The organism is Rahnella sp. PAMC25617 (assembly GCF_050606005.1).
GTDB classification, from domain to species: Bacteria; Pseudomonadota; Gammaproteobacteria; order Enterobacterales; family Enterobacteriaceae; genus Rahnella; species Rahnella variigena.
The window spans coordinates 899,942-926,012 of record NZ_JBOCUM010000006.1; the positions used below are offsets into that span (position 1 = coordinate 899,942).

General features: G+C 52.6%; 25 protein-coding genes. 8 read left to right on the forward strand and 17 right to left on the reverse strand.

The genetic code is table 11. The annotated features are described in order from the left end of the window. Positions 1 to 168: 168 nt before the first annotated feature. Positions 169 to 444: a DUF1471 domain-containing protein gene (locus ACM615_RS10250; protein WP_112288209.1), complete on the reverse strand. Its 276-nt coding sequence runs from the start codon at positions 442 to 444 to the stop codon at positions 169 to 171. A 387-nt stretch (positions 445 to 831) separates the two neighbouring features. Between ACM615_RS10250 and ACM615_RS10255 the strand changes: the two genes are divergently transcribed. Next, complete coding sequence (locus ACM615_RS10255; protein ID WP_112288208.1) at positions 832 to 1,749, forward strand: DUF808 domain-containing protein; 918 nt, start codon at positions 832 to 834, stop codon at positions 1,747 to 1,749. A 74-nt stretch (positions 1,750 to 1,823) separates the two neighbouring features. Here the strand turns inward: ACM615_RS10255 and ACM615_RS10260 are convergent, their stop codons facing one another. Continuing rightward, positions 1,824 to 2,594 (reverse strand): class I SAM-dependent methyltransferase, encoded by a 771-nt coding sequence (locus tag ACM615_RS10260; RefSeq protein WP_431011835.1) that lies wholly within the window; start codon positions 2,592 to 2,594, stop codon positions 1,824 to 1,826. A 163-nt stretch (positions 2,595 to 2,757) separates the two neighbouring features. Here ACM615_RS10260 and ACM615_RS10265 point away from each other — a divergent pair, with 163 nt between their 5' ends. The 3 genes from ACM615_RS10265 to sseA all read left to right on the forward strand — a co-directional run bounded on the left by ACM615_RS10265 (position 2,758) and on the right by sseA (position 5,110). Continuing rightward, positions 2,758 to 3,549 carry a helix-turn-helix transcriptional regulator gene (locus tag ACM615_RS10265; RefSeq protein ID WP_113876174.1) on the forward strand — a complete coding sequence of 264 codons (792 nt, stop codon included), beginning with the start codon at positions 2,758 to 2,760 and terminating at the stop codon, positions 3,547 to 3,549. Between the two features lie 132 nt (positions 3,550 to 3,681). Continuing rightward, positions 3,682 to 4,230 (forward strand): GNAT family N-acetyltransferase, encoded by a 549-nt coding sequence (locus ACM615_RS10270; RefSeq protein ID WP_113876175.1) that lies wholly within the window; start codon positions 3,682 to 3,684, stop codon positions 4,228 to 4,230. A gap of 34 nt (positions 4,231 to 4,264) precedes the next feature. Next, positions 4,265 to 5,110, forward strand: a complete 846-nt coding sequence (sseA, locus tag ACM615_RS10275) for a 3-mercaptopyruvate sulfurtransferase (protein ID WP_431011836.1) — start codon at positions 4,265 to 4,267, stop codon at positions 5,108 to 5,110. Positions 5,111 to 5,176: 66 nt separating this feature from the next. Here the strand turns inward: sseA and ACM615_RS10280 are convergent, their stop codons facing one another. The 6 genes from ACM615_RS10280 to purL all read right to left on the reverse strand — a co-directional run bounded on the left by ACM615_RS10280 (position 5,177) and on the right by purL (position 14,182). Further along, the gene (locus tag ACM615_RS10280) at positions 5,177 to 5,968 is read right to left on the reverse strand and encodes a phosphate/phosphite/phosphonate ABC transporter substrate-binding protein (RefSeq protein ID WP_431011837.1); all 792 of its coding nucleotides are present in this window, start codon (positions 5,966 to 5,968) and stop codon (positions 5,177 to 5,179) included. A 12-nt stretch (positions 5,969 to 5,980) separates the two neighbouring features. Then, complete coding sequence (locus ACM615_RS10285) at positions 5,981 to 6,988, reverse strand: fatty acid desaturase (RefSeq protein WP_431011838.1); 1,008 nt, start codon at positions 6,986 to 6,988, stop codon at positions 5,981 to 5,983. Between the two features lie 101 nt (positions 6,989 to 7,089). Continuing rightward, complete coding sequence (gene agp / locus ACM615_RS10290; protein WP_112288201.1) at positions 7,090 to 8,391, reverse strand: bifunctional glucose-1-phosphatase/inositol phosphatase; 1,302 nt, start codon at positions 8,389 to 8,391, stop codon at positions 7,090 to 7,092. Positions 8,392 to 8,577: 186 nt separating this feature from the next. Then, positions 8,578 to 9,189 (reverse strand): lipid IV(A) palmitoyltransferase PagP, encoded by a 612-nt coding sequence (gene pagP, locus ACM615_RS10295; protein ID WP_112288200.1) that lies wholly within the window; start codon positions 9,187 to 9,189, stop codon positions 8,578 to 8,580. A 259-nt stretch (positions 9,190 to 9,448) separates the two neighbouring features. Beyond that, the gene (gene pagP, locus ACM615_RS10300) at positions 9,449 to 10,072 is read right to left on the reverse strand and encodes a lipid IV(A) palmitoyltransferase PagP (protein WP_159281256.1); all 624 of its coding nucleotides are present in this window, start codon (positions 10,070 to 10,072) and stop codon (positions 9,449 to 9,451) included. A gap of 216 nt (positions 10,073 to 10,288) precedes the next feature. Continuing rightward, complete coding sequence (purL, locus tag ACM615_RS10305) at positions 10,289 to 14,182, reverse strand: phosphoribosylformylglycinamidine synthase (protein WP_431011882.1); 3,894 nt, start codon at positions 14,180 to 14,182, stop codon at positions 10,289 to 10,291. A 275-nt stretch (positions 14,183 to 14,457) separates the two neighbouring features. Here purL and mltF point away from each other — a divergent pair, with 275 nt between their 5' ends. Next, positions 14,458 to 15,918, forward strand: coding sequence for a membrane-bound lytic murein transglycosylase MltF (gene mltF, locus ACM615_RS10310; RefSeq protein WP_431011839.1), 1,461 nt, complete (start codon positions 14,458 to 14,460; stop codon positions 15,916 to 15,918). A 13-nt stretch (positions 15,919 to 15,931) separates the two neighbouring features. Here mltF and tadA read toward each other — a convergent pair whose 3' ends face one another. Beyond that, positions 15,932 to 16,495 carry a tRNA adenosine(34) deaminase TadA gene (tadA, locus tag ACM615_RS10315; protein WP_159281257.1) on the reverse strand — a complete coding sequence of 188 codons (564 nt, stop codon included), beginning with the start codon at positions 16,493 to 16,495 and terminating at the stop codon, positions 15,932 to 15,934. A gap of 293 nt (positions 16,496 to 16,788) precedes the next feature. Here tadA and yiaY point away from each other — a divergent pair, with 293 nt between their 5' ends. After that, positions 16,789 to 17,940, forward strand: a complete 1,152-nt coding sequence (gene yiaY, locus ACM615_RS10320; protein ID WP_113876181.1) for an L-threonine dehydrogenase — start codon at positions 16,789 to 16,791, stop codon at positions 17,938 to 17,940. Between the two features lie 73 nt (positions 17,941 to 18,013). Here yiaY and yfhb read toward each other — a convergent pair whose 3' ends face one another. Genes yfhb through murQ form a run of 3 tightly spaced genes read right to left on the reverse strand, consistent with a single transcriptional unit; the run spans position 18,014 to position 20,959 of the window. Next, the gene (yfhb, locus tag ACM615_RS10325) at positions 18,014 to 18,652 is read right to left on the reverse strand and encodes a phosphatidylglycerophosphatase C (RefSeq protein WP_113876182.1); all 639 of its coding nucleotides are present in this window, start codon (positions 18,650 to 18,652) and stop codon (positions 18,014 to 18,016) included. A gap of 4 nt (positions 18,653 to 18,656) precedes the next feature. Further along, a complete protein-coding gene (locus ACM615_RS10330) occupies positions 18,657 to 20,027 on the reverse strand; it encodes a PTS transporter subunit EIIC (protein WP_159281393.1) in 1,371 nt (456 codons plus the stop codon). Positions 20,028 to 20,053: 26 nt separating this feature from the next. Then, entirely contained in the window at positions 20,054 to 20,959 is a 906-nt protein-coding gene (gene murQ / locus ACM615_RS10335; RefSeq protein ID WP_431011840.1) for an N-acetylmuramic acid 6-phosphate etherase, read from the reverse strand. A 142-nt stretch (positions 20,960 to 21,101) separates the two neighbouring features. Between murQ and ACM615_RS10340 the strand changes: the two genes are divergently transcribed. After that, positions 21,102 to 21,950 carry a MurR/RpiR family transcriptional regulator gene (locus ACM615_RS10340; protein ID WP_113876184.1) on the forward strand — a complete coding sequence of 283 codons (849 nt, stop codon included), beginning with the start codon at positions 21,102 to 21,104 and terminating at the stop codon, positions 21,948 to 21,950. A gap of 102 nt (positions 21,951 to 22,052) precedes the next feature. Further along, positions 22,053 to 22,307: a YfhL family 4Fe-4S dicluster ferredoxin gene (locus tag ACM615_RS10345; RefSeq protein WP_113876185.1), complete on the forward strand. Its 255-nt coding sequence runs from the start codon at positions 22,053 to 22,055 to the stop codon at positions 22,305 to 22,307. Positions 22,308 to 22,328: 21 nt separating this feature from the next. On the opposite strand, the gene acpS is transcribed toward ACM615_RS10345, so the two are convergent. The 5 genes from acpS to rnc all read right to left on the reverse strand — a co-directional run bounded on the left by acpS (position 22,329) and on the right by rnc (position 25,876). After that, a complete protein-coding gene (gene acpS / locus ACM615_RS10350; protein WP_112288191.1) occupies positions 22,329 to 22,709 on the reverse strand; it encodes a holo-ACP synthase in 381 nt (126 codons plus the stop codon). Next, on the reverse strand, positions 22,709 to 23,440 hold the full coding sequence (gene pdxJ / locus ACM615_RS10355) for a pyridoxine 5'-phosphate synthase (protein WP_112288190.1): 732 nt from the start codon (positions 23,438 to 23,440) through the stop codon (positions 22,709 to 22,711). Before pdxJ ends, acpS begins: the two co-directional genes overlap by 1 nt. Positions 23,441 to 23,544: 104 nt before the next feature. Then, positions 23,545 to 24,282: a DNA repair protein RecO gene (recO, locus tag ACM615_RS10360; RefSeq protein ID WP_113876186.1), complete on the reverse strand. Its 738-nt coding sequence runs from the start codon at positions 24,280 to 24,282 to the stop codon at positions 23,545 to 23,547. A gap of 11 nt (positions 24,283 to 24,293) precedes the next feature. Beyond that, positions 24,294 to 25,199: a GTPase Era gene (era, locus tag ACM615_RS10365; RefSeq protein WP_112288188.1), complete on the reverse strand. Its 906-nt coding sequence runs from the start codon at positions 25,197 to 25,199 to the stop codon at positions 24,294 to 24,296. Continuing rightward, positions 25,196 to 25,876: a ribonuclease III gene (gene rnc / locus ACM615_RS10370; RefSeq protein ID WP_013576719.1), complete on the reverse strand. Its 681-nt coding sequence runs from the start codon at positions 25,874 to 25,876 to the stop codon at positions 25,196 to 25,198. Before rnc ends, era begins: the two co-directional genes overlap by 4 nt. Between the last annotated feature and the right edge of the window lie 195 nt (positions 25,877 to 26,071).

Sequence of the window (26,071 nt, forward strand, 5' to 3'; positions counted from 1 at the left end):
AAATTATTGTCAAAAAGAAGAGGATAAATTAAAACACATGGGATGATTCTCAAAAGAAGCTATAAATGATGGTAATAAAAAGGCCAATGTCAGATGACATTGGCCTTCTCGCTACGGGAAATAACCTTAATCAGATTTTATAAAAAAGGCTTTCTATAAAAGCTGAGTTTATTTATACAACTCAACGCTTGCACGGTTCAGGCTTGAATCGCCCGGCGTACCCTGGCCGATGACACGGTAGTGTGTTGCACCTTTGTCGCTGGCGACCTGGTTCAGCTGGTCACGCATGCTGCCCGGGACGGTATTAGGTGCGCTCACTGAAACAACACCCAGGGACTGGAAATTACCACTTTGCGCCTGCATTTCTGAAATTGGCGTAGCAGCAAGAGCAGAGAATGAAGCAACGGTAATAGCAACAGCTGTGATTGCAGGTAAGAGTTTCATAATACGCACCTTTCTTTCGTTAGTTTAGTTAATTAATGGAGCGGAAGTTATCCGTTGAGTTAATTATCAGCGAAGCAATGAAAGGCGACGTAATCGAACGTAAAGAAATTTAACCTTTGTGGTAAAAATGAGGAGAGAATGCAAAGAAATATTTCTGCCGGTATAACTGCTGGAAAAATGAGGATATTTAATGGAGAAACTATGAAGAGATTTCAAAGTTATTTAAGAACGGGACAACATTCGCACAAATCGACGCCGCTATGCAATCACTGATATGATTATTTTTTATGAATTTTCTGTTGCTGTGATCTGATGCAAGGTCGGAACAGCAGAGTTCAGGCTCCGCGCGTGCGGAAAGCCTTTGCACAATGATAAAAGGGAGTATTTATGGCGGGTGGAAGTCTTCTGGCATTGATCGATGATATTGCATCGATTCTTGATGATGTCGCGGCGATGAGTAAAGTCGCCGCTAAAAAAACAGCCAGCGTGTTGGGCGACGATCTGGCGCTGAACGCACAGCAGGTTACCGGAGTAAAAGCCGACCGGGAATTACCGATCGTCTGGGCTGTCGCAAAAGGTTCCATGATCAATAAAGCGATTCTGGTTCCTCTGGCGTTACTGATCAGCGCCTTTATTCCCTGGGCGATCACACCTTTACTGATGATTGGCGGCGCCTATCTGTGTTACGAGGGTTTCGAAAAAGTCGCCCACAAATTCATGCCCGGTGACCATCACGAAGAAGAAAAACCGGCGTCGGCTGAGGTAAAAAATGAAGCCGATGCTAAAAAGCAGGAAAAAGAAAAGGTCAAAGGTGCCGTTCGCACTGACTTTATTCTCTCTGCTGAAATCATTGTGATCTCACTGGGGATTGTGTCATCAGCACCTTTCCTTAATCAGGTCACTGTGATGGTGCTGATTGCCGTGGCAATGACTATCGGTGTATATGGCCTGGTGGGAGCGATTGTGAAAATTGACGACGCCGGTTTGTACCTGAGTAAGCTGAACGGCGAAAGCGGCATGATGAATGCTGTACGCGCCTTCGGGCGCGGTATTGTGAATCTCGCGCCCTGGCTGATGAAGATACTGTCGGTTGTCGGCACCATCGCGATGTTCCTGGTCGGCGGCAGCATTATCAGCCATGGTTTACCGTTCATGCACAGCCTGATTGAACCGCTGACACACGGCCATGAGAGTTGGGTTAATACGCTGATTACCGGCGCGACAGATTTGGTCGTTGGTCTGGTGGTGGGTGCCGCGGTACTGGCGCTGGTACTGCTGGGCAAGAAAATGTTTGGTAAGAAGTAAGAAGTAAGAAGTAAGAAGTAAGAAGATAATTTCACGCCCTCCGTTCAACGGAGGGCGTATCACACCGCAATTCTTTAGTTTTTCGACGCGACCAGCATCATAATATCGCTGGTAAATGAGCCGTCAGTTTGGATCTCAAAGTGTTTTATCACATCCTCAGACATCACTTTTTGCAGCTCGCGGATAGCGACGGCGAAATGCTCCGGCGTGCGCATACGCGCTATCCAGCTGGTGAATTCCAGCGGCAGGCGGTCGGTAGTGACTTCGCGGGCAATCAGACCGGCTTCTGAAGCCATGTTCAGCCATTCACCTGGGGAATAGTTGCGGACATGAGAAGTGTCGCGCAGTACTTCAATCGTTTGCAGATAAATATCCAGCAACGGGTGCCCCGGCGATACCACATCCATCATGATGAACTTTCCGCCCGGTTTCAGCACACGCGCCACTTCACGCAGCGCCTGCCCGACATCATGCCAGTGGTGTGCCGAATAACGGCTGATAATGATATCCGCGCTGCTGTCGTCAAACGGCAGTGACTCCGCAACGCCCTGCTGTACCGTAATGTTATTCAGCTCTTTATCTTTTGCCGCCTGCGCCACGACGTCCAGCATCTGCGCCGACAAATCGTAGGCAACCACATTTTTAACGACGCGGGCAGCCATAAAACTGGCGTGCCCCGCGCCACATCCCAGATCGACCACATGCGCATCCGGAAAAGGTGCCAGCAGCGTCGCCAGACGTTGCAGATCCGCGCCCTGTGAGTGAACGGCACTGGTCAGATAATCTTTTGCCTGCGAGCCAAACTGCTTATCAACGGCCTGAGTATGGGTGTTTTTAATGTTCATCATTGCTCCTGTCTGTCTTGTTTTTTTAATGATTTATTAGGGAAGAACGCGGTTTCAAATGACCTCAAAATCACTATAGGCATTGTTTTATACGGGTACAATATGAGCACTTATACTGGTATAAGTAAGTTCCTGTCTAAGAACTCACGTTTAAGAGGATGTCATGATTGATATCGCAGAGTCGCTCAGTGGCCCCAGGGCGCTGGGAACCTTTTTACGCACACACCGCGAACGGGTGACGCCGGAAATGGTGGGTTTACCAGGCTCACCCCGTCGCAGAACCAGCGGGCTGAGGCGTGAGGAGCTGGCACAAATCAGCGGTATCAGCGCAACCTGGTATACGTGGATTGAACAGGGACGCGATGTGTCGATTTCAGCCGCCACGCTTGACCGGCTGGCGAAATCGCTGCGTATGGAGCCTGCCGCACGCGAGTATTTATTCAGCCTCGCATCGGTGAAAGACCCTGAGGCGTTGCCGTCTTCCGCCGCGCCGGACGCGGGCCTGAAAGATTACGTCAATCAGCTGACCTGCCCCGGTTATCTGCTCGACAGTTGCTGGAATGTGCTGGCGTGGAATCCGCAGGCGGGTGTGCTCTTCAGCGGCTGGCTGGGCGTGGATGAAAATCCTAATTTGCTGGATTTTATGTTTCTGCATCCGCTGGCGCGCCAGCTGGTGACAAACTGGCCGGAGCGCGCCAAGCGCGTGGTGGCAGAATTTCGGGCTGAAACCAGCCATTACCCTCATTCCGAAGCGGTCCGCCAGGCGGTGCAGCGGTTACGGGAACGCAGCGCCGAATTCAGCCAGTGGTGGACACAACAGGAAGTGCTGGCTCGCGAAGGTGGCGAGCGGCGCTTTAACCATCCGCTGAGCGGTGAAATTCGCTACCGGCAGCAGACATTTTTTCCGGCGGGATATGCCGAATGCAAGCTGGTGATGTTGCTGCCGGAAGAGTAAAGCGTTTAGCAGACAGCCTGCTGTTTTTCTGGCTTATTTTTTCTGACTTAACCGGCATTTTCGCCAATTGACAGACGGATACATGATATGTGAGGCTGACTTATTGGTCTCCTCAATAACAGGATAACGCCCATGCTGACACGCCAGATTTATCAGGATGAAGAAATAGAAATCCGCGTTGCTACGGAGCTGGAAGCCATCACCCACTTTGCCGCCGTTCAGGCCTCGGTGGCTGAAATTGGTGCCTGGGAAAGCTGGTGTACCGATAAATATTCCCCTGATGACAGCCGCAAATATCTCACCGACAGTGAGCAGAAGCGTCATCGCGGGGCAGAATTCAATTTCTGTGTTTTTGAACGCTCCGGCGGAAATCTGATTGGCAGCGTGGGCATCAACCGCATCGTTCAGGAATATAAGTTTTCCAATCTTGGCTATTGGATCCGCACCGGTTATACCGGCCGGGGACTGGCAACGCTGGCGGTCAAAGCCGCTGCGCGTTTTGCGTTTACTGAACTGGAGCTGACCCGTCTGGAAATCGTCGTGATGGACGGCAATGAAAGCAGCCGCAGGGTGGCAGAAAAAGCGGGCGCGACGTCCGAAGGTCTGCACCGCAACCGGCTTTATTATCACGGTCAGCCGCGTGACGCCTGGATGTATTCTTTGATCCCGGGCGATCTCTGAGGCTGGTTTCACAAAAAAGATAAGGCAACAGAACATGACTTTTTCTACCCATACCGTTTCTACACAATGGCTGGCAAAAAATCTGAACTCACCGGATGTCGTCATTATCGATTGTCGTAAATCCAAACCGGGCATTACGCCGCCGGTGGATTTTCATGGCAAATATCTTGAAGCGCACATTCCCAACGCGATTTATGTGGAAGTCGACAGCATTTCTGACTGCTCCACCGGTCTGCCGCATATGATGCCGACCGCAGAGGAATTCGCTGCCTCAATGAGCCGTTTGGGCGTTGCGGATACGCAAACCATCGTGCTGTATGATGAGGGCGATCTGTTCTCCGCGCCCCGCGTATGGTGGATGCTGACCAGCTTCGGCGCGAAAAGCGTACGCGTGCTGGATGGCGGCCTGAATGCGTGGATTGCTGAAGGGAAACCCACACAAAACGGCGAGCACATCCGCGTCCCGACCACCTTTAACGCCAAACTGGTGCGTCCGGTCGTCGTCAGTGCGGAGCAGGTAAAAGACGCGCTTGGCAAGGTACAGATTATCGACGCCCGTTCTCTGGCGCGTTTTAAAGCCGAAGCGCCGGAACCGCGCCCAGGGCTGCATGGCGGCCATATTCCGGGCAGCCTCAGCGTTCCGTTTACCGAACTGACACAAGACGGGCATCTGAAATCGCCACCTGAGCTGAAAGCGACGTTCGAACGGCTGGGCGTTGATCTGAATAAACCGGTGATCACCAGTTGTGGTTCCGGTGTAACCGCAGCGGCGCTGGCGTTCGGACTGGATTCTCTGGGTGTTAAAGATGTGCAGCTTTACGACGGTTCATGGGCTGAATGGGGAGATGTGAACGAAGATTTCCCTATCGAAACGCACTGATTTATCGCTACTCAGATATCACTACCGGGCGCTCAGGCCCGGTTTTTTATGCAATATTTCAGAGCGTTATGACGTCGTCAGTTCGCGGACGCCAAACTCCTGAGCAATATTTTTCATCAATGTAATCACGCTATAGGCCTGACGCGGCACTTCACTAAACTCTTCAATCAGCAACGGTTTAGCGACCGGCTCATGCGCGATTTCATGCAATGCCTGACGCAAAATGGACAGATGTTCCGGAGACGTTTGTGACGAAGTGATCAGCGGCAAACCCGGCACGGCCGCCGTCTGGCCGATAATCACCAGACCGCTGAGCGCTGACGGATCGTGGCGGTGCAATAGCGCCAGCGTCACGCAGTCGATCGCCGCCAGATCTGCCCGGTTTTGCTGAACATAATGCAGGGATTCACGATGGCTGCCGGTTGCTGTGGCCTGAGAGAAAAATTTTCCGGCCTGCGCCAGGGGTGCCACCAGCGCCCGCAGGCTGTTGTATCCGGACTGAGAATCGGTGCTGTTGAACGCCAGCCGCCGGTGACGAAAATCAGGCAAATGCAGTTTTGCATCTTCATCACGCGCCAGCAAAAAACTGCGGTATCGATAGCCGTCGCAGCCCGGCGCTCGGTAACTGAAAGTGCCGACCAGCTGAACATCCGGCAGGCTTTCTACCAGCGGAAAACCACAGGTCTGGCTGAGCAGCAAATCCGGCTGCTGCCAGTGCATCAATAAATCCTGCGGCCAGCTCAGCGATTGCGGTGTGGCAATCAGACCTGCGCGCTTCAGTGTTTCCCGCAGAACACCGGCAAAAGCTTCCACGTCCGGTACAGAAACAGCATACATCGGTAAAGACATCAGCATCATCTGGCCACTCCGTCAGGGGGTTTCCTGCTGATAATCATAGTCGCTGCGCGCGGTTTGCACCGGCTCACGAGTGCTGGCAAACGGATGCGCTTCTACACAAACCGGTTTCTGCGAATGTTGCCTGAACCACTGCCGGTAACCTTTCACCACAAACCCCTCGCTGCGCGCAATATAAGCTTCGCGTTCAGCAAAATACACCTGACGCAGTGCGAACCACGGCACGCCCGGCAAATCGTGATGTACCAGATGATAATTGAGATTAAGAAACAGCAGCCGCCAGATAAAACCGGCCTCATTTAGGGTTGAGCGTGCCTGTGGCGAATGTTCGGCGCGATGTTCATAAAAAGAACGGACTTTGGTCAGGCTCAGCGCCGGATAGCTCACCGCCAGAATGAAATACCCGGCAGACAGGCCGTGCAGCGACATCCAGTACAACAAACCTGTCAGCAAAACCCCGTGGAAACCCCACATGCCGACTGTGCGCCAGTCACCGCGCAATAACGCCGTCAGCGCGCCGGTCAGCGTGGCGGAAATATCCAGCAGCGGCCCGATGAGCATCCGTCCCGGCAGTGTGTTACGCAGACGAACAACGGCTTTCATCAGCGGCGACAAGCTTTCCCAGCTGGCGCGGCTGAAATAATACGCCTCGGGGTCATCGCCCGGCAGCGTCAGATGTTCATTACGATGATGCTGTAAATGCGTGTCGCGGTATAAACCATAGGGATACCAGACCGCCAGCGGCAGCGTGCCGAGCAGCTGATTCAGCCAGGGTTTACGGGTCGGGTGCCCGTGAATGAGTTCGTGTTGCAGCGACATATACCAGGCCGTGAACCAGATAAGCGCAGGCGTGGCAATCCACGGACCGAGATCTTCCCAGAAATAGACCAGCGCAAACCAGCCGCTGTAAACCGTGGCGATCAGTGTCCAGGTGGGGATTTCCAACCGCCACCAGAAACGGGCGGAGCGGGAAGCAATCTCTGCCCGCTGACGGGCGCTAAGGTAAAACGAAGAGGACGCCATAATGTGCCAGAGTGAGGAAACTTTGGCACATTATCTGGCTGAGGAAAGCTGCCGCTAACTAACTTAAAACGCTATCTATTGCCAGTTAGCGGCTTAAGGCATCAGCCCTGTAAATCCTTTTGCACGGCCTGATTAAATTGCTCCATCGGGCAGAAACCTTGCTTATCAACGGTACAACCTTCGATTTGCAGCGTGACGCGTTCCGGTGGATTTTTCAGACTCAACGCTACATTGTTGCGCAGCTGACGGGCGGTCGGATATACATACTCGATTTTCATCAGGTCTTTATCGGTCTTTTTATCGTGCCAGCGCTGGAAGACCACGGTCCCGTTGATTGGCGTACGTTCGTACTGACCCGGCAGCTGGTAATCCTGGGTTTTCAGTGCCGCAAGCAGTGACGCGATATTGGAATCATGCCCGACCAGCACCGCCAGTTTTGCCTGCTGCGCGGCTTTCTGATCGGCGGTCGTTGCCAGTTTCGGATCCAGCACACCGGAAATAAAGGTCAGCAACGGTTTAGCGGCGTTGGCAGCAATCGCCGGCGAGCCGAACAGCGTTTCGTGATAAAGGTTTTTGATATCCTCCAGTTTCTTCCACTGCTCCGGCGTCGTTATTTTCCCCCACGCCACGTCTTTCATCGGGTAACCCTCGTAGTATTGCAGCATAAACGCATCCGCCGCGCCGGTCGCCATTCGCAGCGGCCCCGTAATACCCGGTTCTTTACCCTGCGTCAGCACGACTTCTGATGGCTGCGAAGCCAGATCGCACTGCTGTTTTTCTTTGCAGGTTTTACTGTTTTTATAATCGAGGATACTTTCCAGCAGCTGGTAATTTGGCTTGAGGCGCTGATTCAGCCCCGCCAGACCGCCCTCGCCAGCATGCTGGTTAACAGAATTCAGCGCGTTGGTTTTGAAAGTATCGTTCACATCAGCGGTGATAATCGGGTTGAACACCGGATCCATTTTGCCGATTTCTACGCGATTAATAACTGAAACGTCGCAGCCTGGGAAAGCACCGGTGGAGAAATGTTTTGCGGTATCAATGGTGCGCGGCAAGCTGTTGGCATAAGTAAAGACCTGCGCACTTTCCGGGCAGCCGGTTGCAGGCAGCAATTTATCTTTCGCCAGCCATGCGCGGAAGTACTGGCCCATATGTTCAGAATTCTGGCCGCCTTTCGGCGTCAGCAACCCGCCTTCCGTTTTCCACACCGGCCAGGTGTGCGTCGTGGATTCGGCAAGCACGTCACCGTAATTGACCAGCGGCGCACGGATACCGTGACGGCTGAGCACCAGGACTTGCTGGAGTTCTAAATTATCAGACTGAGCCGCCTGAGCGGCAGGAAGCGAGAGGGGGAAAACGCAGGCAAGTGCAGATAACGCAAGATAACGGGATGCTTTTTTCACGAGTGATCCTCTTGATGAAGTGTTTTACAGATTCCCTGAAAACAAAAAATCACCGCAGAACCCAACAGATTGATTCTTGCGGTGAATTTTTAGCATAGTGGAATATTCATCAAAATTGGGGGATCAGGTTCACAACCTGTGCCCGGACTTTGTTCAGTCACAAAACTCATTCATAAAGAAAGCGCTTCAGAACTGATACCGCAGCCAGGCAAAGAAAACGTTGCCGTTATTGTAGGTTCCCGGAATATACGTCGCCTGAAAGGTCAGTTTGTTATAGCCGATGGAAGCCAGCGGTAACACGATCGGAATAGGAATATAGTTATAGTCGTCACGCGCCGTCACCGCCGCGGTATAACCTAAACCTAACCGAAAGTTTTTATCTTCTGCAGGTGTCCATATTTTTTCCCAGCCATAACCGCCGATCGGTTCCCATTTATTATGGGAGTCTTTAAACGCCATAAAATAAATGCCGTTCCAGTTGCCTTTTTCATCATAACGGGAAATACCATAACCCCCGCCCCATGGACGTTCGTTATAACGATCGGTTTTCTCTTTATCGTATGTCAGACGGTTATGCCATGTGATCACCGGCAGATACAGATCCTGTGAATCAGAATCATTCCATGTCGTTGAGACTTTATCTGTAAAGTCTGACCACACGTTCGCAGCCAGCGATTTATACTGGATGGTATCCGGATCGCTGACCGGATTAATCCCGCTGTTATTTGCCCACACGGATGAGCTCATACCCAGCGTTAGTATCATACCTGCACAACCGATTACTTTCTTGATCATCATATCTGTAATAGCTCCCTGCGTCAGGAGAGTATCATAGACAAATAATGTCTTTATAAACTAAACAAAGAAGTAACAAAAAACGTCTGTTTATTCAATTTCATGAATTTAAAGTCTTTCCGTAATTCATTATAGGAATTATCCCTAAAATATGTAGGGTCTGTTTAGGCAATTAATTTACTTAAAAAACTCACCAATAAGAATAAACCGAAAAACATAACGGGGATTTTCTTAATACTTTCCCCTCACCTTACTCAGACGATTAAAACTGAAAACGGAACCAGCCGAACAGGACGTTCCCTTTGCTGTTGGTTCCCGGCACGTAGGTTGTCTGGAACGTCAGCCTTGAATAGCCTGCTGATACCAGCGGCAGCACCATGGGAAAAGGAATGTAATCATAATTGTCACGGGCTGAAACGGCGGTAATGTACCCTGCCCCTAAGCGGAATTCTTTATCATCAAGCGGCTGCCATATCTTTTCATAAGCGTAACCGGCAACAGGCTCCCATTTATTAAAAGAATCTTTAAAGGCCATCGCATAAATGCCGTGCCAGTTTCCTTTCTCATCATAACGCGAAATACCGTAACCTCCGCCCCACGGATGTTCGTTATATCCTTCGATTTGTTTTTTGCTGTGTGTATGCCGGTTATGACGAGTTAATACCGGAAGAAAGAGATCTTGCTGCTGCGGTGTATTCCACGTTTCAGCAATATTATTGGTGAATGAATCCCATAAGCCTTCATTATTTTCCTGCGGGGAAACATTCTCCACCGTGGAATTACCAGGGTGATCCTGTGCCTGCACATTAAGGGATATTAATAATAAAAGCATAAAAATTGGGCAAGCGAGTGCTGCACGAATATTCGCGAAAATGATATTTTTCATTGGCGTATAAGCCCTGTTGAGTTGACCTGGGCATTATATGACGATGATTACATATAAATAGTTAATGATTAATTAAGCAACAATCAATTTAATGAATATTAAATGACATAACTATTAAAAAACAGAGAGTTAGCGTTACTTCCGTTGCGGTAAGTCAGACAAAAAAATCCGCAGGCTTTCGCACTGCGGATTTTTATTACTGGAGCTTATTTAGCATCAGCCAAGCTGTTTACGCGCATTACGGAACATGCGCATCCACGGGCTGTCTTCACCCCACTCTTCCGGATGCCAGGAGTTACTGACGGTACGGAAAACACGCTCAGGGTGCGGCATCATCACAGTAACGCGACCTGACAGGTTGGTCACAGCAGTGATCCCGTTCGGGGAGCCGTTCGGGTTCGCCGGATACGCTTCGGTTGCCTGACCGTTATTATCCACAAAGCGCAACGCCACCAGATTGCTGTGCTCGATTTGTGCCAGATGCGCAGCGTCACGCACCTCCACATGGCCTTCGCCGTGGGAAACCGCGATTGGCATACGTGAGCCGGCCATCCCCTGCATGAACATCGACGGGCTGGCAGTCACTTCAACCAGGCTGAAACGCGCTTCAAAACGGTCTGACAGGTTACGCACGAAGCGTGGCCAATGTTCTGCGCCCGGGATCAACTCTTTCAGGTTCGACATCATCTGACAGCCGTTACAGACACCCAGCGCCAGCGTTTGCGGGCGGTGGAAGAATTCTTCGAACTCTTCACGCACGCGGTCGTTGAACAGCACTGACTTCGCCCAGCCTTCACCCGCGCCCAGCACATCACCGTAAGAGAATCCGCCGCACGCCACCAGCGTATGGAAATCCTGCAAATCACGGCGACCCCCCAGCAAATCACTCATGTGGACATCAACCGCATCGAAACCGGCACGATGGAAGGCCGCAGCCATTTCAACGTGGGAGTTCACGCCCTGCTCGCGCAGCACGGCAACTTTCGGACGCGCGCCCTTCGCGATGTAAGGTGCAGCCACGTCTTCGTCAGGGGCAAAGTTCAGTTTGACGTTCAGGCCCGGATCCAGATCGTTGGTTTTGGCCTGATGTTCCTGATCGGCACATTCAGGGTTGTCGCGCAAACGCTGCATCTGCCAGGTCGTTTCAGCCCACCAGGTACGCAGCGTGGTGCGGCTTTCGCTGTACACCGGCTTGTCACCCGACGAAATGATGAAACGGTCACCGGTTTCGACGCTGCCGAGGTAATGCGTGCAGTCCGCCAGACCAAAATCAGCCAGCGTTTTCTCAACCGCCTCACGGTCAGATTTACGAACCTGGATCACCGCGCCCAGTTCTTCGTTAAACAATGCCGCCAGCGAATCAGTGCTCAGCGCTGCGATATCTGCGGTCAGACCGCAATGTCCCGCGAAGGCCATTTCAGCCAGCGTCACCAGCAGACCACCGTCGGAACGGTCGTGATAAGCCAGTAATTTCTGCTCAGACACCAGCGCCTGCATAGCGTTGAAGAAACTACCCAGTTGCTCTGCGCTGCGCACATCCGCTGGCGTATTGCCGAGCTGACGGTAAACCTGTGCCAGCGCCGTCGCGCCGAGTGCGTTATGACCGGCACCTAAATCGACCAGCAGCAACGCAGTGTCACCTTTATCGGTGCGCAGTTGCGGCGTCACGGTGTGGCGCACGTCTTCGACGCGGGCAAACGCGGTGATCACCAGTGACAGCGGTGACGTCATCTCACGTTGTTCATTACCTTCCTGCCAGCGGGTTTTCATCGACATGGAGTCTTTGCCCACCGGAATGGTGATACCCAGCGCCGGACAAAGTTCTTCACCCACCGCTTTTACTGCGGCGTACAGACCCGCATCTTCGCCCGGGTGACCGGCCGCAGACATCCAGTTAGCAGAAAGCTTAACGCGTTTCAGGCTGCCGATTTCGACGGCGGCAATGTTAGTCAGCGCTTCGCCAACGGCCATGCGGCCAGAAGCAGCGAAATCCAGCAAGGCAATTGGCGCACGTTCGCCCAGTGACATCGCTTCGCCGTGATAGCTGTCGAGGCTGGCGGTGGTGACCGCACAGTCAGCGACCGGGATCTGCCACGGACCAACCATCTGGTCACGCGCCACCATGCCGGTGACGGTGCGGTCGCCGATGGTGATGAGGAAGGTTTTCTCTGCCACAGCGGGCAGATGCAGAACGCGTTTTACCGCTTCTGCAATCTGAATGTTTTCCGCATTCAGGTCGTCGCCTTTCGCTTTTAGTGTGGTGACATCGCGGGTCATTTTCGGGGTTTTACCCAGCAGAACGTCCAGCGGCATATCAATTGGCTGGTTGTCGAAATGGCTGTCTTCCAGAGAAAGATGCATTTCTTCAGTGGCTTCACCAATCACGGCATAAGGTGCGCGCTCACGCTGGCAGATAGCATCGAACTGTTCCAGCTGAGCCGGAGAAACTGCCAGTACATAACGTTCCTGTGATTCGTTACACCAGACTTCCAGCGGGCTCATCCCCGGTTCGTCGTTCAGGATGTCGCGCAGCTGGAAACGCCCGCCACGGTTGCCATCGCTGACCAGTTCCGGCATGGCGTTGGATAAACCGCCGGCACCGACGTCATGGATAAACAGGATCGGGTTGGCTTCGCCCAGCTGCCAGCAACGGTCGATCACTTCCTGACAACGGCGTTCCATTTCCGGGTTGTCGCGCTGTACGGAAGCAAAATCCAAATCCGCGTCAGACTGACCCGATGCCATGGAAGAAGCCGCACCGCCGCCCAGACCGATATTCATCGCCGGACCACCCAGCACAATCAGTTTTGCGCCAACGGTGATTTCACCTTTCTGCACGTGATCCGCGCGGATGTTGCCAATACCACCGGCCAGCATGATCGGTTTGTGGTAACCGCGCAGCTCAGGGCCGTTGTGGCTGTTGACGTTTTCTTCGTAAGTACGGAAGTAGCCCAGCAGCGCCGGACGACCAAATTCATTGTTAAAGGCTGCGCCGCCCAGCGGGCCGTCGGTCATGATATCCAGCGCAGTAACGATACGATCCGGCTTACCGAAATCTTCTTCCCACGGCTGTTCAAAGCCAGGAATGCGCAGGTTGGAAACAGAGAAACCAACCAGACCGGCTTTCGGTTTTGCGCCGCGCCCCGTTGCACCTTCGTCACGGATTTCACCGCCTGAACCGGTTGCCGCACCCGGCCATGGAGAGATCGCCGTCGGGTGGTTATGGGTTTCAACCTTCATCAGGATATGCGCCTGCTCCTGATGGAAATCGTACAAACCGTCTTTCGCATCGGCGTAGAAACGACCGACCTGCGAACCTTCCATCACGGCGGCGTTATCTTTATACGCGGACAGCACGTGATCAGGGGTCTGTTCGAAGGTGTTTTTAATCATCTTGAACAGGGATTTCGGCTGGGTTTCGCCGTCGATAATCCAGTCTGCGTTGAAGATTTTGTGGCGGCAGTGTTCTGAGTTGGCCTGTGCGAACATATACAATTCGATGTCTGTCGGGTTGCGCCCCAACGACGTAAAGGCTTCCATCAGGTAATCAATTTCATCCTGCGCCAGCGCCAGACCTAATTTGGTGTTGGCGGCTTCGAGTGCGCCACGGCCAACGCCGAGGATATCCACATGTTGCACCGGGGTTGGCTGATGCTGCGCGAACAGCGCGCTGGCGTCTTCCAGACGGGTAAACACGGTTTCCATCATGCGGTCATGCAGCAATGCGCCCAGTTCGGTCCACTGCGCTTCGGTCAGTTGCGGTGCCTGAACATAAAATGCCAGACCACGCTCAAGGCGCAGAACCTGTGACAAACCGCAATTGTGGGCGATGTCGGTAGCTTTGGAAGACCAGGGAGAAATGGTGCCCGGACGCGGGGTGACCAGCAATAAACGACCAGAAGGAGCGTGTTCAGCGAGAGAAGGACCGTATTTCAGGAGGCGTTGTAACTTGGTTTGTTCGTCCGAATTCAGCGGTGCGCTGACGTCGGCAAAGTGTACATATTCGGCGTAGATATCGCTGACCGGAAGACGTGCTTCCTGACAACGGGACAACAATTTGTTAATGCGAAAAGCCGACAAAGCGGGCGAACCACGCAGTATTTCCATAATCACAGATCTCTCGTCTTCGAAGACACTGACCACAGTGCTTCATTGGGCGCAACAGGGGGAAAACGCGGGCTATTATAAAGAAAGCTGGCGTCCGACGAAACCGTTTGCGTCGGGAAACTTCATATTCCTTTATAGCCTTACCGTTATCATGGCTATTATGAATAAAGTTGCAGACTGCCGTTTTGTTGAGCAAAATGCGTCAGCACTGGGGATATAACCATACTAACTGCACAGCATAGCGTAAAAAAACAAGAGCGCCGCAGCGAGATAACTATTTGACGCGACTAAAAATTAATTATGTTCTGATGGGGATCGCCGCCCTGTTACTGGCACTGGCCTTGTGGCCTGCCGTGCCGTGGCACAGAGGTGAAGGTGACCAGCTGGATCAGATAAAATCCCGTGGAGAATTGCGCGTCAGCACGCTCAATTCTCCACTGACTTTTATGGACTCCCCTGAAGGCAATCTGGGCTTCGATTATGAACTGGCTAAACGCTTCGCAGATTATCTGGGCGTGAAGCTGGTGATTTCTCAGCACACCACCATCGAGAGCATGTTCGACGATCTTGATCATGGTAAAACCGACATGCTGGCTTCCGGTCTGGTGTACAACAATGAGCGCCTGAAAAACTACCGCGCCGGCCCGGAATACTATTCCGTATCGCAGCAGCTGGTTTACCGGCAGGGTGCTGTGCGCCCGAAAGGTTTCGCCGACATCAAAGGCTCGCTGGTAGTGTCTGCTGGCAGTGCGCATATCGCCACGCTGGAAGCTGCCAGCCAAAAATATCCAGACCTCAACTGGACCACCACCGATAAATTGTCACCCCGCGACCTGTTGCAACAGGTTGAAAACGGCAAACTCGATTATACGCTGGGGGATTCGGTCACCATCGCCCTGATGCAGCGCGTCTATCCGCGCCTTGCGGTGGCCTTTGATGCCACAGACGATGAACCGGTCACCTGGTATTACCGCAAACAACCTGATGACGACAGCCTTGCTGCCGCTATGCTGGATTTCTTCAGTCAGATTTCAGAGGACGGTACGCTGGAAAAACTGGAGGAAAAATACCTCGGGCACGTGGGCGATTTCGATTATGTCGATACCCGTACTTTCCTGAACGCCATCGACACGACGCTGCCGGATTTGCAGCCGCTGTTTGAAAAATATGCTCAGAACATCGACTGGCGTTTGCTGGCCGCTATCGCTTATCAGGAATCTCACTGGGATCCGCTGGCGAAATCACCGACCGGTGTGCGTGGCGTAATGATGCTGACCCGCGCGACGGCTGGCGGGCTGAATGTCGATGACCGGACAGATGCCGAACAAAGTATCCGTGGCGGTGCGCAGTATCTGTCGCATCTGATGGATAAAATGCCGGGATCTATTCCGCAGGATGAACGGATCTGGTTTGCACTGGCGGCATATAATATGGGCTACGGCCATATGCTGGACGCCCGCAAGCTGACCGCACAGCAAAAGGGGAATCCGGACAGCTGGGCGGATGTGAAGCAACGGCTGCCGATGCTTAATCAGAAACGCTTCTTAAGCCGGACGACTTACGGTTATGCCCGCGGCACGCAGGCGTATAATTATGTGGAAAATATCCGCCGCTATCAGCTCAGTCTGGTGGGGTATCTGATGGAAAAAGAGAAGCAGCAGGCGCAGAAGGCGGCGCTACAGGCTCAGCTGGGTCAGGGATATCCGGTAGTGGATGCACAGGAAGCACTGGAGAAATAAGGCCTGAACAGCCTTATTCTTTAGGATTATCAGAAATGATGTCACCGGCCTGAGCTGCGCGTTCTGCCAGCCGCAGCGCTTTTTTCTGGCTGCGGCGAAAACGAAAGAACGCACTCAGCTGTTCAGAACAGGCATCAGCCAGAACGCCCGCCGTAATTTCTACCTGATGATTCATGCCGGGATGGCGCAGAACATCCATCAGGGAACCCGCTGCACCGGTTTTGGCATCGGCTGCGCCATACACTACGCGACGGATCCGGCTGTGGACCATCGCGCCGGCGCACATCACGCAAGGCTCAAGAGTGACATACAGTATGGCATCCAGCAGGCGGTAGTTTTGCACCGCGCTGCCGCCCTGACGTAACGCCATGATTTCCGCGTGCGCCGTCGGATCATGATGTCCGATAGAACGGTTCCAGCCCTCGCCAATCACCTGATTGTCCAAAACCAGCACGGCGCCCACCGGCACTTCGCCCTCCTCCTGCGCCTTCAGCGCCAAAGTCATTGCGTATTGCATCCAGCGTTCGTCGTCATTTATTTCTGCTAATTCTGTCACTGCCACTTCAACCTCAGTCATTTTAATCAGCGCCATTATACCTTTGTTCGTGCCGCCCGCCCACGGGCCATAATCGATATCGCGCGTACAGTTCATCAGCGGTAACAGGAAGTATTACTTAATGATGATAACCCGCGGTTCTGATAGCAGAAATGGCTTATGCCAACAGATAATAACCTTACATTTCATAGTCATTAGATCAGGAAATTAGCCGGGTTAATCTGTGTATTCTTGCGCCAGATCAAATGATGTTACCGGTAACAACATTAAGGTTTCCTTGTACCTATCAAGAGCTGACAACAAGGAAAACAATTATGGCTACTGCAACTTTCTTTATCCCGTCCGTTAACGTTATTGGTTCTGGCGCGCTTAATGATGCGGCTACCGCTATCGCGCAGCATGGTTTCCGCCATGCCCTGATCGTCACGGATAAAGTGTTATTCGATATCGGCGTGGTTAAACAGGTTCAGGAATTACTGGCAAAAAGCGACGTGCAAAGCAGCGTTTATCATGGAACAAACCCTAACCCAACCACCCGCAATGTGCGTGAAGGGCTGGAGATCCTGAAAAAAGATGCCTGCGATTGCGTGATCTCACTTGGCGGCGGTTCACCGCATGACTGCGCCAAAGGTATCGCGTTGCTGGCCACTAACGGCGGCAACATCAATGATTACGAAGGCGTTGACCGTTCTGCTAAACCCCAGTTGCCGCTGATTTCTATCAACACGACTGCCGGTACGGCTTCAGAAATGACGCGTTTTTGCATCATTACCGATGAAGAACGCCATATCAAAATGGCTATCGTGGATAAAAACGTGACGCCGCTGATGTCAGTCAATGACCCGCACCTGATGGTCGGCATGCCAAAAGGGCTGACTGCTGCCACCGGGATGGATGCGCTGACTCACGCGATCGAAGCCTATGTATCCAGCGCGGCAAACCCGATAACGGATGCCTGTGCGCTGAAAGCGATTACCATGATTACCGACTCACTGCGCACGGCGGTGAAAGACGGTAAAAATATGCAGGCTCGCGAAGACATGGCTTACGCACAGTTTCTCGCCGGGATGGCATTTAACAATGCGTCGCTCGGTTATGTACACGCCATGGCGCACCAGTTAGGCGGTTTCTATAACCTGCCGCACGGTGTTTGTAATGCCGTCCTGCTGCCGTTTGTGCAGGAATACAACGCCCGCGTTGCCAGCCCGCGTCTGAAAGACGTTGCTGCCGCGATGCACATTGATGTTTCAGCGATGAGTGATGCAGAAGGTGCAAAAGCCTGTATCGATGCTATCCGTCAGCTGGCGCGTGATGTCGATATTCCTGCCGGATTACGCGACCTGAACGTGAAAGAAGAAGATTTTAATACACTGGCGACCAACGCCCTGAAAGATGCCTGCGCACTGACTAACCCGATTCAGGGTACACATGCCGATGTGGTAGGGATTTTCAAAGCTGCGTTCTGATTACTAAAGAATATGCCCAAATAAAAACAGGCCAGAAATGGCCTGTTTTGTTGTCTGAAATATACCGCGGTATTTATTCAAGTTGCTGCAATTCACCCTGCTTGCTGACACGAAAACGGTGCTCGCAAAAGAACAACAGCGGGTTGTCCTGTTTGCTGTCGCTGTAACCACTATAAAGTTTAAGCGGTGAGCCAATCCGGCTTTCGAGCTGTACAACTTTTTCTTCACCGAGACAGCGCAGAGGCAGCACCCAGCCGCCTTTACCCCGCGCGATACGGCTGCCCACCAGACGTACCTGCGGTAAAAACAGCGATGCGTTATAAACCTGCTGCACCAGGTTCTCAGGAGAACCGGTGATCAGCCACACTTCGGTATCGTCGCTGTCCAGATATTCGCGCAACCGGCGTTGTACCACCGGAAACTCCACCACTTTTTCGCGAAACGCAGTCACGAATTGCAGCTCCAGCGCTTTCAGGCGTGCCTCACTGTGACCAAAAGTAATGGCCCACAGCAACAGGCTCATCGGCCAGCGTGTTGCGCGCCCCTGAAAGAATAGTCCTGCGCCAATCAGCGGCAATAAAGGCACCACCAGAACCAGGTTCTGCGGCATTTTTTTTAGCAAAAAACGCAGGAAGGTTCCGAACATGTCCTGCTGATGCAGCGTTCCATCCAGGTCAAAAAAGACCACCCGTCGATCAGGCTTCGTACTCAATCCATTACTCCTCGGGATCGTTAAACCCCATCAGCCAGGTAAAAATAAAACCAGCTAATACCGTAATGACTAAACCGGCCAGATACAACATCACTTTGCCAGAAATAATGGTCAGCGCCAGCGGCAACCCGGAAATACCAAACGTGATGACCGTAGCGACTTTCCAGTAACAGATTAGCGCGCCGCCCACGGCTCCGCCCAGACAGGCGCCAATAAATGGCCGGCCAAGCGGTAGCGTCACCCCGAAAATCAACGGCTCACCAATGCCCAGTATTCCCACCGGCAGCGCACCTTTAATCACTTTTTTCAGCCGTGCGTTACGCGTTTTCATGTAAACCGCAATCGCCGCGCCGACCTGTCCGACACCCGCCATCGCCAGAATGGGCAACAGCGGATTGGAACCGTGCGCCTGAATAAGCTCTACGTGGATGGGCACCAGCCCCTGATGAAGCCCGGAAAGCACCAGCGGCAGAAAGGCTCCGGCCAGCACTGCACCCACAAGTAATCCGCCTTTGTCGATAGCAATATTGACGCCATGCGCGATGCCGTCAGAGATATAACCGCCGATCGGCTGGAGGATAACAATTGCCAGCGTCGCAGTGATCAGCGTGGTGATCAGCGGATTGAGGATCAGTTCGACCGATTCCGGCAGCCACTGGCGCAGCCGTTTTTCGAGCCAGCACATCAGCGCGACGACCAGCAAGACCGCAATCACCCCGCCACGCCCCGGCTGTAATGTTTCGCCAAACAGCGTAATTTGCGCCAGCGCCGGACTGGAAAGGATCCCCGCCATCACGCCGCCCATGGCCTGTGAACCGCCAAACACGCGGGCAGCATTCACACCGACCAGAATATTCATGATGGCAAATACAGCGCCGCCGAATATCGCCAGCAGGCCGAGAATATTAGGATAATCAGTCGCAATGGAACCGGCGATATCAGGCCGTTTGAGCAGATTAATAATGCCCATAATCAGACCTGAAGCGATAAATGCCGGGATCAGCGGAATGAAAACATCCGCCAGTTTTCGCAGCGCGCCACTCATCGGCGCTGAGTATTTGGCTTTGGCACTGGCTTTGTTGCGGGCTATATCACTTTCACCCGCCGCACTGGCTGTTCCCGCAGGGCTCAGCAACAGGCGCATGGCGTCCACGACTTTGGCTGCTGCCCCCGGCCCGACGATAAACTGATGCTGCTCGCCCTGCCTGAGATAACCTTTAATCCCCTCCAGCGTTTTCAGGCTGGCCAGATCCAGACGCGCATCGTCAAAAACTTCCACGCGTACACGGGTCATGCAGTTTTCCAGCTTGCTGATATTCCCTTCGCCGCCCACACCCTGCAAAATCTTAGAAGCCAGCAGGTGAGTTTTATCCATTGCTGTCGCCATGCTTTTCTCCTGATTTAGCCCGCCAGCGCGGCGCGAAGGTAGCCGTTATGTTGCTCCAGACGCGCTTTTGCCTGTGGTGCATCAATGCCCGCCAGTAACATGAGAATGGCCGGTTTCACTTCGAAATCAGTCTGAGAAAGCGCCAGTTCAGCATCACTGCGTGCCGCGCCGGTGGCTTCCACAACAATGCGGCAGGCACGATCGACCAGTTTGACGTTGGTCGCTTTCACGTCGACCATCAGGTTCTGATAAACCTTGCCGGTTTTCACCATCGCACCGGTAGAAATCATGTTCAGTACCAGCTTCTGCGCAGTACCGGATTTCAGACGAGTGGAACCGGTCAGCGCCTCGGGCCCGACAACGGGAGAAATGGCGATCGTCGCTTCCTGCGCAATCGGTGAATCCGGGTTACAGGAAATCGCCACCGTGGCACAACCCAGTTCCGTGGCGTAGCGCAACGCGCCGATCACGTAAGGTGTGCGGCCGCTCGCCGCTAATCCGACAACGGTGTCATCCGCGCTCAGATGCAGATCCTTTAAATCTTCAACGCCCAGCGCTTCGCTGTCTTCGGCCCCTTCCACCGCTTTGAGTAATGCACCGGGACCACCGGCAATCAGGCCGACAACCATGCCGTGCGGCACGCCGAACGTTGGCGGACATTCCGATGCATCGAGAACACCCAGACGCCCGCTGGTCCCCGCGCCGAGATAAATCAGACGACCGCCCGCTTTAAATGAGGCCGCGGCTTTATCGATCGCCTGCGCTATTTGCGACAGAACTTTACTGATGGCCTCAGGAACTTTGCGGTCTTCCTGATTGAAACAGGTGGCTAATTCCAGTGAAGACATTTCATCTAAGTTGATCGTATCCGGATTACGGCTCTCGGAAACGAGTGCGCCTAAGTTAAGGGGGCTGTTCATGTTTTTCTCCTGAATTTTTAATTCAAAATTATTGCATAATACTTGAATATTTTATTCATCATTGCGAGGAATATTTGCTATTTTAGATAACATAATCCGCAAAACGTGACCTACGTATTCTGAGAAGCCGGGATAAGCCACCATGAGTTGTATGATCCGTATCCGCCAGTTGTATCCGACACTGGCACAAAATGACCGTAAACTGGCTGATTTTTTACTGGCTCAGCCGGAAAAAGCGCGTCATATGAGCTCACAAAAACTGGCCGAAATGGCGGGAGTCAGCCAGTCAGGCGTGGTGAAGTTCGCGCAAAAACTCGGTTATAAAGGCTTTCCTGCGCTGAAACTCGCCATGAGCGAATCCCTGGCATCCCCCAAAAACAGCGAACCTGTCACCGTACACAATCAGATCCTGAGCACCGACAGTCTGCACGTTGTGGGCGAGAAACTGCTGACAGAAAAACAATCGGCTTTGCGCGCTACGCTCGATATCAACAGCGAGCCCCGTTTGCAAATCGCATTGTCGATGCTGAGCAGTGCCCGAAAAATCATTCTGACGGGCATCGGGGCATCCGGACTGGTGGCTAAGGATTTGGCGTATAAGCTGTTGAAAATTGGCGTCACGGCCATCGCAGAGTCGGACACACATGTGCTGATTGCTACAGCTCAGGCGCTTTCAAAGGAAGATTTATTGCTGGCGATTTCGTTCAGCGGTGAACGCAGCGAAATCAATCTGGCGGCACGGGTTGCCCGGGAAAGTGGCGCTAAGGTGCTGGCGATCACCGGGTTTTCACCCAATACCCTGCAACAACAGGCCGATCACTGTTTGTACACCGTCGCAGAATTACCGACCACACGCGGAGCCGCGCTGTCGGCCACAACGGCACAATATTCACTGACCGATCTGCTGTTTGTTGCGCTGGTTCAGCAGGATACTGAACATGCACCGGAGCGGATCCGCCACAGCGAAGAACTGGTCAAAAAGCTGGTTTGATCAGGATCATTCGGGGAGCGGAAAGGCACTGACGTAGACCCTGTGCCAGCGCAATTCTGCTATACTGCGCGCCCTGATGACTGAACGATATGAGAAAACGCCATGGCCCTGCTGATCACACACAAATGCATTAATTGCGATATGTGCGAACCGGAGTGCCCGAATCAGGCGATCTCGATGGGCAATGATATTTACGAAATTGACAGCGATCGTTGCACGGAATGTGTCGGTCATTACGACAAACCGACCTGTCAGAGCGTCTGCCCAATCGACAATACCATCATCATCAATCCGCAACACACCGAAACTAACGAACAGCTTTGGGATAAGTTTGTGGTATTGCATCACGCCGTTTAACTGACGGAATGATGCAACAAATCAGTTTTCAATAATAACCGTCGCACAGGCATAACGGCGCTCATCGGCAAGCGTAACATGCACGGATTTCACGCCCATTTCCGCCGCCATTTCTGCCGCGCGGGCATGAAAAACCAGCCCCGGCTTACCCAGCACATCATTGACGACTTCAAACTGCTCAAATGCCAGGCCGTTGCGAATACCGGTTCCCAGCGCTTTAGCTGCGGCTTCCTTGACGGCAAACCGCTTCGCCAGAAAACGAACCGGCTGCTGATGTTGCTGATAAACAGCCCATTCATTGGCGCATAAAATACGCTTCGCCAGCCGGTCGCCGCTGCGTTCAATCACTGCTTCGATACGGGAAATTTCAACAATGTCCGTACCTAAACCTAAAATGCTCATTACCGGCGGGCTTCTCTCATCAGATTTTTCATTTCACGTACTGCACCGGATAAGCCGTCGATAACCGCCTGACCGATGATAGCGTGGCCGATATTCAGCTCATGCATTTCCGGCAGTGCCGCGATCGGCTGCACGTTATGGTACGTCAGCCCGTGACCGGCGTTTACTTTCAAACCTTTGCCTGCTGCATAAGCCGCGCCCTGCTTAATACGTTCCAGCTCAGCCTGACGCTCAAGATCAGTCTTCGCTTCCGCATACGCACCGGTATGAATTTCGATGTAAGGCGCACCGACCGCGACAGCAGCATCAATCTGGCGCAAATCCGGGTCGATAAACAGGGAAACCAGAATGCCCGCTTCGCTCAGACGGGAAACGGCAACGGTCATTTTATCTATCTGACCGGCGACATCCAGACCGCCTTCGGTAGTCACTTCCTCGCGTTTTTCCGGCACCAGGCAGCAGAAATGCGGCAAAACTTCGCAGGCAATCCCGACCATTTCATCGGTGACAGCCATTTCGAGATTCATGCGGGTTTGGATAGTCTGACGCAGAAGGCGCACGTCGCGGTCGGTGATATGACGGCGATCCTCACGCAGGTGGACGGTGATCCCATCAGCACCAGCCTGTTCAGCGATGAATGCCGCCTGAACCGGATCAGGGTAAGCCGTACCACGTGCATTACGCAGTGTCGCGATGTGATCAATGTTAACGCCCAACAGCAACTCAGCCATAACAGCTCCAGATTTGAGAATGAATTGATTTATGAGTGGATCAGAAAAGCTACTTTCTGCAGTTTACACCCTTGAGAGTAGCGACGTGTAGCCCGGAATCTGAATTAGCTGGAAGAATTGTCAGAAGGTGAGACAGGCTTTTTGACCTGAAACTGGCGAAATAGCTCACGACTTTTCAGGGGCTTGCCGCCGAGATAGGGTTTCAGTGCCATGCGGGTAAAACGTTTTGCAGCACGCAGCGTGGAAACATCCGGAAAATCCCGGCTGGCCAGCGCTTTCAAATCACGCCCGGTGAAGCTGGAATTATCAATGACCAGACTGGCGATAAAGCCTTTTTCTTCACGATAGCGGTAGGTCATGGTGTCGCTGACTTCTTCGCCACTGCCCGCGCAATGCAGGAAATCCACGCCATAGCCCAGATGGTGTAAAAGCGAGAGTTCAAACTGACGCAAAGCGTACTCAGGCGAACCACTGGCGCTGGCAAGATTTTGCAGACAATTAAGATAGTCGAAGAATAACGAAGAGTAATTAGCTTCCTGCTCAAGTACGCGGGAAACGAGTTCATTGACGTACAGGCCGCTGTAAAGCATCAGACCTGAAAGGGGAAGTGCCAGAGAAACCGGCTCGGCATTACGCAGGGTTTTGACTTCTCCCCGCCCGCTCCAGCGAACCAGTAAAGGCGTAAAAGGCTGCAGGCAGCCTTTTAAATTGGACCGGCGGCCACGCGCACCTTTAGCCAGTATGCGTACCCGCCCTTGTCCCTCAGTGAATAAATCCAGCATGAGACTGGTTTCACTGTAAGGTCGCCCATGCAAAACAAATGCGCGTTGCCAGCCTTCCATAGGCGCGGACCTTATAAGTCGTCTACATAACCCAGGCTACGCAGCGCACGTTCGTCGTCTGCCCAGCCGGATTTGACCTTAACCCACAACTCAAGATGGACTTTCGCTTCAAACATGTTTTCCATGTCCTGGCGGGCTTCAATGCCAATCGTCTTGATTTTAGAGCCTTTGTTGCCGATAACCATTTTCTTCTGGCCTTCACGTTCTACCAGAATCAGGCCATTGATATCGTAACCGCCGCGTTCATTGCTGACGAAGCGTTCGATTTCTACGGTCACGGAATACGGCAATTCTTCGCCGAGGAAACGCATCAGTTTTTCACGGATGATTTCAGAGGCCATGAAACGCTGTGAACGGTCAGTGATGTAATCTTCCGGGAAGTGGTGAACCGCTTCCGGCAGACGTTTGCGCACCAGAGCTGCAATGGTATCCACGTTGGTGCCTTTCTCTGCTGAGATAGGCACGATATCAACGAAGTTCATCTGCTCACTCAGGAATTGCAAATGTGGCAGCAATTTAGACTTATCGGTGACGTTATCAATCTTGTTGATTGCCAGCAGAACCGGTGATTTCAAATCACGCAGTTTGTTGACCACCATTTCGTCATCCGGAGTCCAGTGAGTGCCTTCAACCACGAAGATCACCAGTTCTACATCACCAATCGAGCTGCTTGCAGCGCGGTTCATCAGACGGTTAATGGCACGTTTTTCTTCGATGTGCAGCCCCGGGGTGTCCACGTAGATAGCCTGGTATGGCCCTTCGGTGTGGATACCCATGATGCGGTGACGCGTGGTTTGCGGTTTGCGGGAAGTAATGGAGATTTTCTGCCCCAATAATTCATTCAGCAAGGTAGATTTACCGACGTTAGGACGGCCTACGATTGCAACAAAACCACAGTAATTCTTTTCTTCGCTCATTCAAGCTCCAGCTGTATCAGCGCTTGTTCCGCTGCCGCCTGCTCGGCTTTACGGCGGCTTGAACCGGTTCCTACAACCGGCTGGTTCAAGCCACTGACCTGGCAGTGGATGGTAAACTCCTGATCGTGCGCTTCACCGCGAACCTGCACAACCAGATAAGAAGGCAACGGCAGGTGACGACCTTGCAAAAACTCCTGTAAACGGGTTTTTGGGTCTTTCTGCTTATCACCGGGACTGATTTCGTCTAAACGACTACGGTACCAATCGAGAATCAGCTTTTCGACGGTCTGGATATCACTGTCCAGGAACACGCCGCCAATGAGTGCCTCCACCGTATCCGCAAGAATCGACTCGCGGCGGAAACCACCACTTTTCAATTCGCCCGGCCCTAAGCGTAAGCATTCGCCGAGATCGAATTCACGTGCCATTTCAGCTAACGTATTTCCACGTACCAGCGTGGCACGCATACGACTCATATCGCCCTCGTCTACACGAGGAAAGCGATGGTACAGCGCGTTAGCTATTACATAACTAAGAATTGAGTCACCCAGGAACTCTAAACGCTCATTGTGTTTACTGCTTGCGCTGCGGTGAGTCAGTGCCTGCAATAAAAGCTCCTGCTGTTGAAAAGTGTAGCCCAGCTTCCGCTGAAGCCTGTTTATTACGATGGGATTCATGAGTTACCAATAGATCAAGAATGCGTCAAAAACTTCAGCATACGGAACAGGCCTGCTTCGCCCTAAGCCAATCCAAAGCTGTTTCGTTTGCAGTGGCTCCTCCTGTTCGTTTTAAATAAAAACGTAAAATCAGGGGAGCCAACTTTTATCGCCCGAAAGGATATTCTACAACGAGTGGAAATATAATGCTGCGCT